Below are 6,695 nucleotides of genomic sequence, written 5' to 3'. Positions count from 1 at the left end.
GTGTGCATCCCCTAGGGCGAATGCCGGGACGACCCGTTGGGAGATCAGTGCCTGAAATGCCGCGTGCCGGTGAACACCATGGCGATGCCGTGCTCGTCGGCGGCCTTGATCACCTCGTCATCGCGCATCGAACCGCCGGGCTGCACCACGGCGGTGGCGCCAGCTTCGATGCAGGCGAGCATGCCGTCAGCAAACGGGAAGAATGCATCCGACGCCACGACCGAACCCTTGGTCAGCGGCTCCGCGAGCTTCAGCTCGTTGGCCGCATCCTGCGCCTTGCGAGCGGCGATCCGCGCTGAATCCACGCGGCTCATCTGGCCCGCGCCGATGCCGACGGTGGCGAGATCCTTGGCGTAGATGATGGTGTTTGACTTGACGTGTTTTGCGACCCGGAATGCGAATTTGAGGTCGCGCATCTCGGCATCGGTCGGCGCACGCTTGGTCACGACCTTGAAGGTCATGTCGTCGACAACAGCGTTGTCGCGGCTCTGCACGAGCAGACCACCCGCCACGGTCTTTGCGGTGAGACCAGCGGTACGCGGATCGGGCAAGCTGCCGGCGAGCAACAGACGAAGGTTCTTGCGCGCGCCGATGATGGCGATCGCTTCTTCGCTGGCGTCGGGCGCGATGATCACCTCGGTGAAGATTTTCGTGATCTCGCGAGCGGTGTCGGCGTCGAGCGCGCGGTTCATCGCAATGATACCGCCGAATGCCGAGGTGGAATCGCAAGCGAGCGCCTTGCGATAGGCGTCGACGAGGTTCGCGCCTTCGGCGATGCCGCAGGGATTGGCGTGCTTGACGATGACGCAGGCCGCGGTGCGCTTGGTGTCGAACTCGCCGATGCATTCGTAGGCCGCGTCGGTGTCATTGATGTTGTTGTAGGAGAGCTCCTTGCCCTGCAGCTGCCGCGCGGTCGAAACGCCCGGGCGCTTGTCGGGCGTCGCGTAGAACGCGGCGGTCTGATGCGGGTTCTCGCCGTAGCGCAGCGACTGGATCAATTTGCCGCCGAAGGCGCGGAAATCGGGCGCGTCGATCTCGATCTGGCGGTTGAACCAGTTCGAGATCGCAGCATCGTAAGCCGCGGTGCGCGCATAGGCCTTTGCGGCAAGCCGCCGGCGCAGCTTCAGCGTGGTTGCGCCCTTGTTGGCGGCGAGCTCGTCGAGCACGGCCGTGTAGTCGTCGGCCTCGACCACGACCGCGACATCGTCATGGTTCTTGGCGGCGGCGCGGATCATCGCGGGGCCACCGATGTCGATGTTCTCGATGCAGTCTTCAAAGCCCGCGCCTTTGTCGACGGTCGCCTCGAACGGATAGAGGTTGACGACGAGGAGATCGATCGGCGCGATGCCGTGCGCCTTCATCGCCTCTGTGTGGTCCTTGTTGTCGCGGATCGCGAGCAGGCCGCCATGCACCTTCGGATGCAGCGTCTTGACGCGGCCGTCCATCATCTCGGGGAAGCCGGTGAGGTCGGAAACGTCCTTTACCTTGAGGCCGGCGGCGGCGATCGCTTTTGCGGTGCCGCCGGTCGAGACCAGCTCGACATCATGCGCGACAAGCGCCTTGGCGAATTCGATCAGGCCGGTTTTGTCGGAGACGGAAAGCAGGGCGCGGGTGACGCGGCGGGGATGGTCAGTCATGAGCAAGATCCTCTGTCTTAAGGAGTGTCTATGCCCAGGCGCGCGGCGGATATGTGTCGCGCTTCCCGATGGTGCTCCATCCAAGGTCGCCAGTCGCGCGAACGAGCGCTCGATAGCAGTTTTCGAGGCCCTTCACAACGATCAGATAGGCCGAATCGCAGCTCTTTACAGCGGAAGTTCCGGCTCGCGCCGCGCATTTCGGCGGGCATTGGTGACCGCTGGCGAGGCGGTGGAACGCACAAAGCTCCAGCGGATCGAGGGCGCCTGGCGGGCATCCTGGCGGATCACGATCTGCGCGGTGCGGCGGGGGCCGTCATTGCCGGCCAGGAACACGCTGTCCTCGAGATCGACCTTGTCGTCGAGGGCTTCGAAGGTCCAGACGTCGCGGTTCGGCAGCACCAGCATGACGCCGCGGGCGTCCGACAGCCGGCTCGCCTTCACCGCGGGATGCAGGTGGAAGCGCAGCGCGAAATCGGCGTCGGCGCCCTTGAGGCGCGCGCCTTGCGGCGGCGACAGCGTATCCTCGCCATCGATCCGCGCGCCGTCATTGGCGACCATCAGCACGCGGCGATGGATCACGCCGAACTTAGCGAGATAGCCGTCATGCGCGGCCGTGAGCAGCGTGCCGTCCTGCACGATTTCGCGATAGCTCTCCACCTCATGGGGGCCGCTGATGATCGGCGCGCCGTGCAGCAGCCGCTTCATCGCCGACATCTCGACGAACTGGCAGGACGACGTCTCGTGATATGTCAGCGTCGAATGCGCCGCGGTGCCGCGCGCGAACGGTCGCCAATTGTCGCGGCCGGTGGTCGGCATGCCGCAATTGGTGACAATGCGGCTGATGCCGGAGGACAGCTCGAACGACAGGCAGCCGGCATGTGCGTCGTGGCTGACGCCGGGCGGCGGCGGCGGGCCGGTGTCGATGATCAGCGTGGTCGGGCCGGCATCGAGGCGCTGGAAGCCGGTATGCGGCATGTTCGCCATCGGGGTGCCGTGGGTATCATCATAGGCGAGCAGCGTGGCGAGCAGATCCGACGGCGTCGCGCTCATGCCGTTGAACAAGGCGAAATTGCCGTCGCCGTGCCGGAAGAAGCGCAGCATCGGCATCATGCGGTCGATCGCATTGAGCAGCGCCGGCGGCGGCGCGATGTTGCGCGCGGCAAAAGTCTGCCGCAGCGGCAACAGGTCGATCAGCAGCTCGATCAGCGCGCCCGGGTTGCGCGAGATGTGGCCGCCGTCGGGGAGAATCTGCCGCTGCAGTTCGTCGGAGAGCTTTTTCGACGCGCTGCGGATGTGACGGGCCTGGTTGGCGAGGCAGAGCGTCGTGTAGCACAGCGCGATCAGCACCTGGAGCTTCGGCACCCCGTCCGGAATGTTGACCATGGTGAAGCGCAGGAAGCGAATCTCGCGTGCCAGCGCGCGCAGATAGCGGCGGTAGAATTTGTTGTCGGTGTCGTTGAGCACCAGCGGCGCCTGCGACAGCAGTGAGATCACGCGCCGCGCCAGCACGTCGGCACGGCGGGCGACGGGCCGGCGCTTGTTGGCGGGGTTGCTGATCCAGTCCTCGACCAATGCGCGCGCATTCGCCCGGGTCAGCGCGGTGTCGGCAGCGCGCAGGTGCCGCAGCCAGCCGAAGCCGAGCAGCGCGACCTCCCAATCTTCCGAAGGCGGATCGAGATCGAAGATCGAGCGGCCGTGGCAGTTGACGATCTTGCCGGCGAAGACGAAGCGCCCCGCATAGATCTCGGCGGCGCGTGTGGCATCCGCGGTGCGCAGGTCGTGCGGCGCGATGATCAGCCGATCGGTCCGGCCCGGCCAGACCCGCGACAGCGCAACGGAGCCGCCGCTCGCGCGCGCGAGCATGTTCCGCGCGAAGCGGTTCATCACCAGCGTCGAGATACGTCTGCGTTGAGCGACCGACACGCCTTGCCTTGAAGGGGGAGAGGACTCCGACGAATCCTTATTAATCCCAAAATCGGACCGCGGACACCATCTTGAATGACCCCGAATCAGTCCAGCGGTAGCAAAATCCGGTGCAAAATCAGTATTTAACAAGCCGGGTCGCGAAAAATCCGTCGAGCCCGCCGAGCTTCGGGTCGGTGTGCGGCAGGTGGCTCGGCAGGGTCCGGAGATCGCCCTCAGTGGTGATGATCTCGCTGAGCCCGAAGACCTCGCTGGCCTCGATCGGCACGCGGCGAAGCGCAGGCTCTGCAGCCAGCAGCGTGGCGATCGCTTGCTCGCCTTCTTCGGGTTCCAGCGAACAGGTGCAGTAGACCATCATACCGCCGGGCTTGAGCAACGAGACGGATTTGCGCAGCAGCCGTTGCTGGAGAATGGTCGTCGCAGCGACGTCGGACTCCTGGCGCAGCCACGCAACATCCGGGTGCCGACGGATCGTCCCGGTCGAGGTGCAGGGCGCGTCGATCAGGACTCCATCGAGGCCATCCGCCTGGCCCGCCCATTCCGCGGCGTCGGCGACGACAGTCTCGGCCTGGAGCGACAGACGGTTGAGGTTTTCGCGCAGGCGCGCCACCCGGGCTGGCGAACGGTCGATCGCTGTGACATGCGCGCCGGCCTGCGCCAGCTGCGCGGTCTTGCCGCCGGGCGCAGCACAGAGATCGGCAATGGATTTACCTTTGATGTCGCCGAACAGCCGGACCGGCAGTGCGGCCGCGGCGTCCTGCACCCACCATTGTCCTTCGGTGAAGCCGGGCAGCATCGTCACGGCGCCGTGCAGCACCGTGCGCACTGATCCGGTCGGCAGCACTTCGCCGTGCAGCCGGCTCGCCCACTGCTCGGCATCCGACTTCACGGTCAGATCCAGCGAAGGTTCGTGGCCAAGGGCGAGCGCCATGTCCCGTGCCGTCGCCTCGCCGTAATGGACGCTCCAGCGCGCCATCAGCCAGGGCGGCAGGTCCAGCGATTGCGTGGCGACCTCCTCGACCAGCGCCTGGCCCTCGCGCGCGCAGCGGCGCAGCACGGCGTTGACGAGGCCGGCATAGCGCGCGGCGCGCCGGTCGGATTGCACCAGGCGAACCGAGAGATCGACCGCGGCGTGATCGGGCACGTCCATCCAGAGGATCTGGGCGGCGCCGATCAGGAGCGCGCTCTGCGCGCGCGGTGCGTCGGAAGGAATGCCTTTGTCGAGCAGGCGCGACAACACGTGGCCGAGCGTGCCGAGGCGGCGAAGGATGGTTGCGACCAGCCGCCGCATCAGCGCGCGGTCACGGTCGGCGAGCGTCTTCAGTCCGGGATGGGCGCCGGAGCCGTCGAGCTGGTCATCGAGCGTGCGGTGCTTGTGCAGGACGCCGTCGACGATGTCGGCAGCAATCCGCCGCGCCGCGAGACCGGGCACTTCGGACGGAGGGGCAAAACGTTGAGATGGCATGCGGAAGTAAGGTTCTGAGCGAGCGGCAGTTCCGCCAATATGGGCGCATGCCTTAAGGACACCAGCTGTGGCATGCGAATATGCCAAATGTAAGAATGGCCTCTGGCGATTTCAGCCCTTCGCGGCCATTTCAGCAATGCGCAATTGGACGTCGCGCCACCTTCGATCCTGCGCTAGGACCCCGACGATGAGTGACCAGCCTCCCGTTCCCGATCGCAAGCCCCTGCCGCCGGCCGCCCAGCGCGCGCTGTCCGAAGCCGAGGCGCGCCGGCAGGCCGCCGCGGCCAATACCGAGGCGGCGCCGAAGGAATTGCAGGGGCCGAAGGGACCCGAGCCGACGCGCTACGGCGATTGGGAACGTAAGGGCATCGCCTCGGACTTTTGACGCTCAGGTCTTTGAGGCTCTCTTGTCGACCTGGCCGACTCAGACCTAGCGTGCGCGGATGCCGCGCTTCGACCCCGGTCATCCATATCGCCCGTCTTACGGTGGCTCGCCATTCGGCCGCCGCTTCTCCGGACTGTTGCCGTGGATGTTCGTCGTCGCTGTCGTTGTGGCGGTCGTGCTCACGTTTAGGCACGGGACGAACTGGCCGATTCCCTATCCCACCGACGAGCGCACGCAGGACGCCGAGATCATTCTGCAGCAGTCCGGCAATCCCGACAGCCACCTCCCGATCGACGTCATCCGCACCATCGACGGCGACACCTTCCTTGCGCGCGTGCATCAACGCGACGGGCGCGATCTTGTCGCGCGGGTTCGTCTGCGCGGCATCGATGCGCCCGAGATGAAGGCGTCCTGTCAGGACGAGCTGGACAGGGCGGAGGCCGCCACCGGGGCGCTGCGCAATCTGCTCGGCCAGGGCGGCGTCACCATCTACAATCTCGGCTCGGAGAAATACGGGCGCGTTCTCGCCGATGTCGCGACCAGACGGACCGCCAACGTCTCGGCGGCGATGCTCGCGGGCGGTTTCGCGCGCAGCTACAATGGCGGTCATCGCGATGGCTGGTGCGCGCGCGGCTGGCGCTTCTGGTAACAAAAAAGCCGCGCCGAAACGCGGCTCTTTCGATCGCTGTTTTGGTTGCGGCGATCAGCGCGCCACGACCACCGTCGTGCCGACGGAAACGCGGCTGTAGAGATCGGTGATGTCGTCGTTGAGCATGCGGATGCAGCCATAGGAGACGAAGCCGCCGACCGAGCCCGGCACGTTGGTGCCGTGGATGGCATATTCACCGCCGGCCAGTGTCATCGCCGCAACGCCCATCGGGTTGTGCGGCGAACCGCCCGGGATGACGTCGGGAAGCTGCGGCTTGTCGCGCTTCACCTCGGCAGGCGGCGACCAGGCCGGATTGCGGTACTTGCCGTCGATGCGGGTGGTGCCGGCCCACTGTTTGCCGGACTTGCCGACGCCGACCGGATAGCGCACGGCGTGGCCGTCATCGAGAATGAGATAGAGCCGCCGCTCGCTGGTTTTGACCAAGATGGTGCCGGGCGAATAGTTGGCGACGTGCGTCCCCACCATTTCAGGCCGCGCCTCGGCGGCCGTCGACATCAAGAGCCCTGCCCCGATGGTGGCGGCCAGCGCCAGTGCAATCTTCATCGACATCAATTTTCCCCTTGCCCCGAACGGATCGTCAAAATTCACGCAAAACCGGCAATCGCCGGCTCGCCC

At 66.1% G+C, this 6,695-nt stretch carries 6 protein-coding genes and 1 riboswitch; of the genes, 2 read left to right on the top strand and 4 right to left on the bottom strand.

Features of this window, described 5'->3' with window-relative positions; genetic code table 11:
• Positions 1 to 44: 44 nt before the first annotated feature.
• The 3 genes from purH to FXB40_RS29365 all read right to left on the bottom strand — a co-directional run bounded on the left by purH (position 45) and on the right by FXB40_RS29365 (position 5,025).
• The gene (gene purH, locus FXB40_RS29375) at positions 45 to 1,637 is read right to left on the bottom strand and encodes a bifunctional phosphoribosylaminoimidazolecarboxamide formyltransferase/IMP cyclohydrolase (RefSeq protein ID WP_148775603.1); all 1,593 of its coding nucleotides are present in this window, start codon (positions 1,635 to 1,637) and stop codon (positions 45 to 47) included.
• Between the two features lie 25 nt (positions 1,638 to 1,662).
• Positions 1,663 to 1,744: riboswitch (ZMP/ZTP riboswitch) on the bottom strand.
• Between the two features lie 58 nt (positions 1,745 to 1,802).
• Positions 1,803 to 3,521, bottom strand: coding sequence for a heparinase II/III family protein (locus FXB40_RS29370; protein ID WP_187437222.1), 1,719 nt, complete (start codon positions 3,519 to 3,521; stop codon positions 1,803 to 1,805).
• Between the two features lie 157 nt (positions 3,522 to 3,678).
• On the bottom strand, positions 3,679 to 5,025 hold the full coding sequence (locus FXB40_RS29365) for an RsmB/NOP family class I SAM-dependent RNA methyltransferase (RefSeq protein ID WP_148775601.1): 1,347 nt from the start codon (positions 5,023 to 5,025) through the stop codon (positions 3,679 to 3,681).
• Between the two features lie 187 nt (positions 5,026 to 5,212).
• Here FXB40_RS29365 and FXB40_RS29360 point away from each other — a divergent pair, with 187 nt between their 5' ends.
• On the top strand, positions 5,213 to 5,410 hold the full coding sequence (locus tag FXB40_RS29360; RefSeq protein WP_148775600.1) for a DUF1674 domain-containing protein: 198 nt from the start codon (positions 5,213 to 5,215) through the stop codon (positions 5,408 to 5,410).
• A gap of 58 nt (positions 5,411 to 5,468) precedes the next feature.
• Complete coding sequence (locus FXB40_RS29355) at positions 5,469 to 6,059, top strand: thermonuclease family protein (RefSeq protein ID WP_148775599.1); 591 nt, start codon at positions 5,469 to 5,471, stop codon at positions 6,057 to 6,059.
• Between the two features lie 54 nt (positions 6,060 to 6,113).
• On the opposite strand, the gene FXB40_RS29350 is transcribed toward FXB40_RS29355, so the two are convergent.
• Positions 6,114 to 6,629, bottom strand: a complete 516-nt coding sequence (locus tag FXB40_RS29350; RefSeq protein WP_148775598.1) for a L,D-transpeptidase — start codon at positions 6,627 to 6,629, stop codon at positions 6,114 to 6,116.
• Between the last annotated feature and the right edge of the window lie 66 nt (positions 6,630 to 6,695).

Origin of the sequence: Bradyrhizobium rifense (assembly GCF_008123425.1) — a bacterium.
GTDB classification, from domain to species: domain Bacteria; phylum Pseudomonadota; class Alphaproteobacteria; order Rhizobiales; family Xanthobacteraceae; genus Bradyrhizobium; species Bradyrhizobium rifense.
This window is presented reverse-complemented; position numbering and strand designations above follow the sequence as displayed.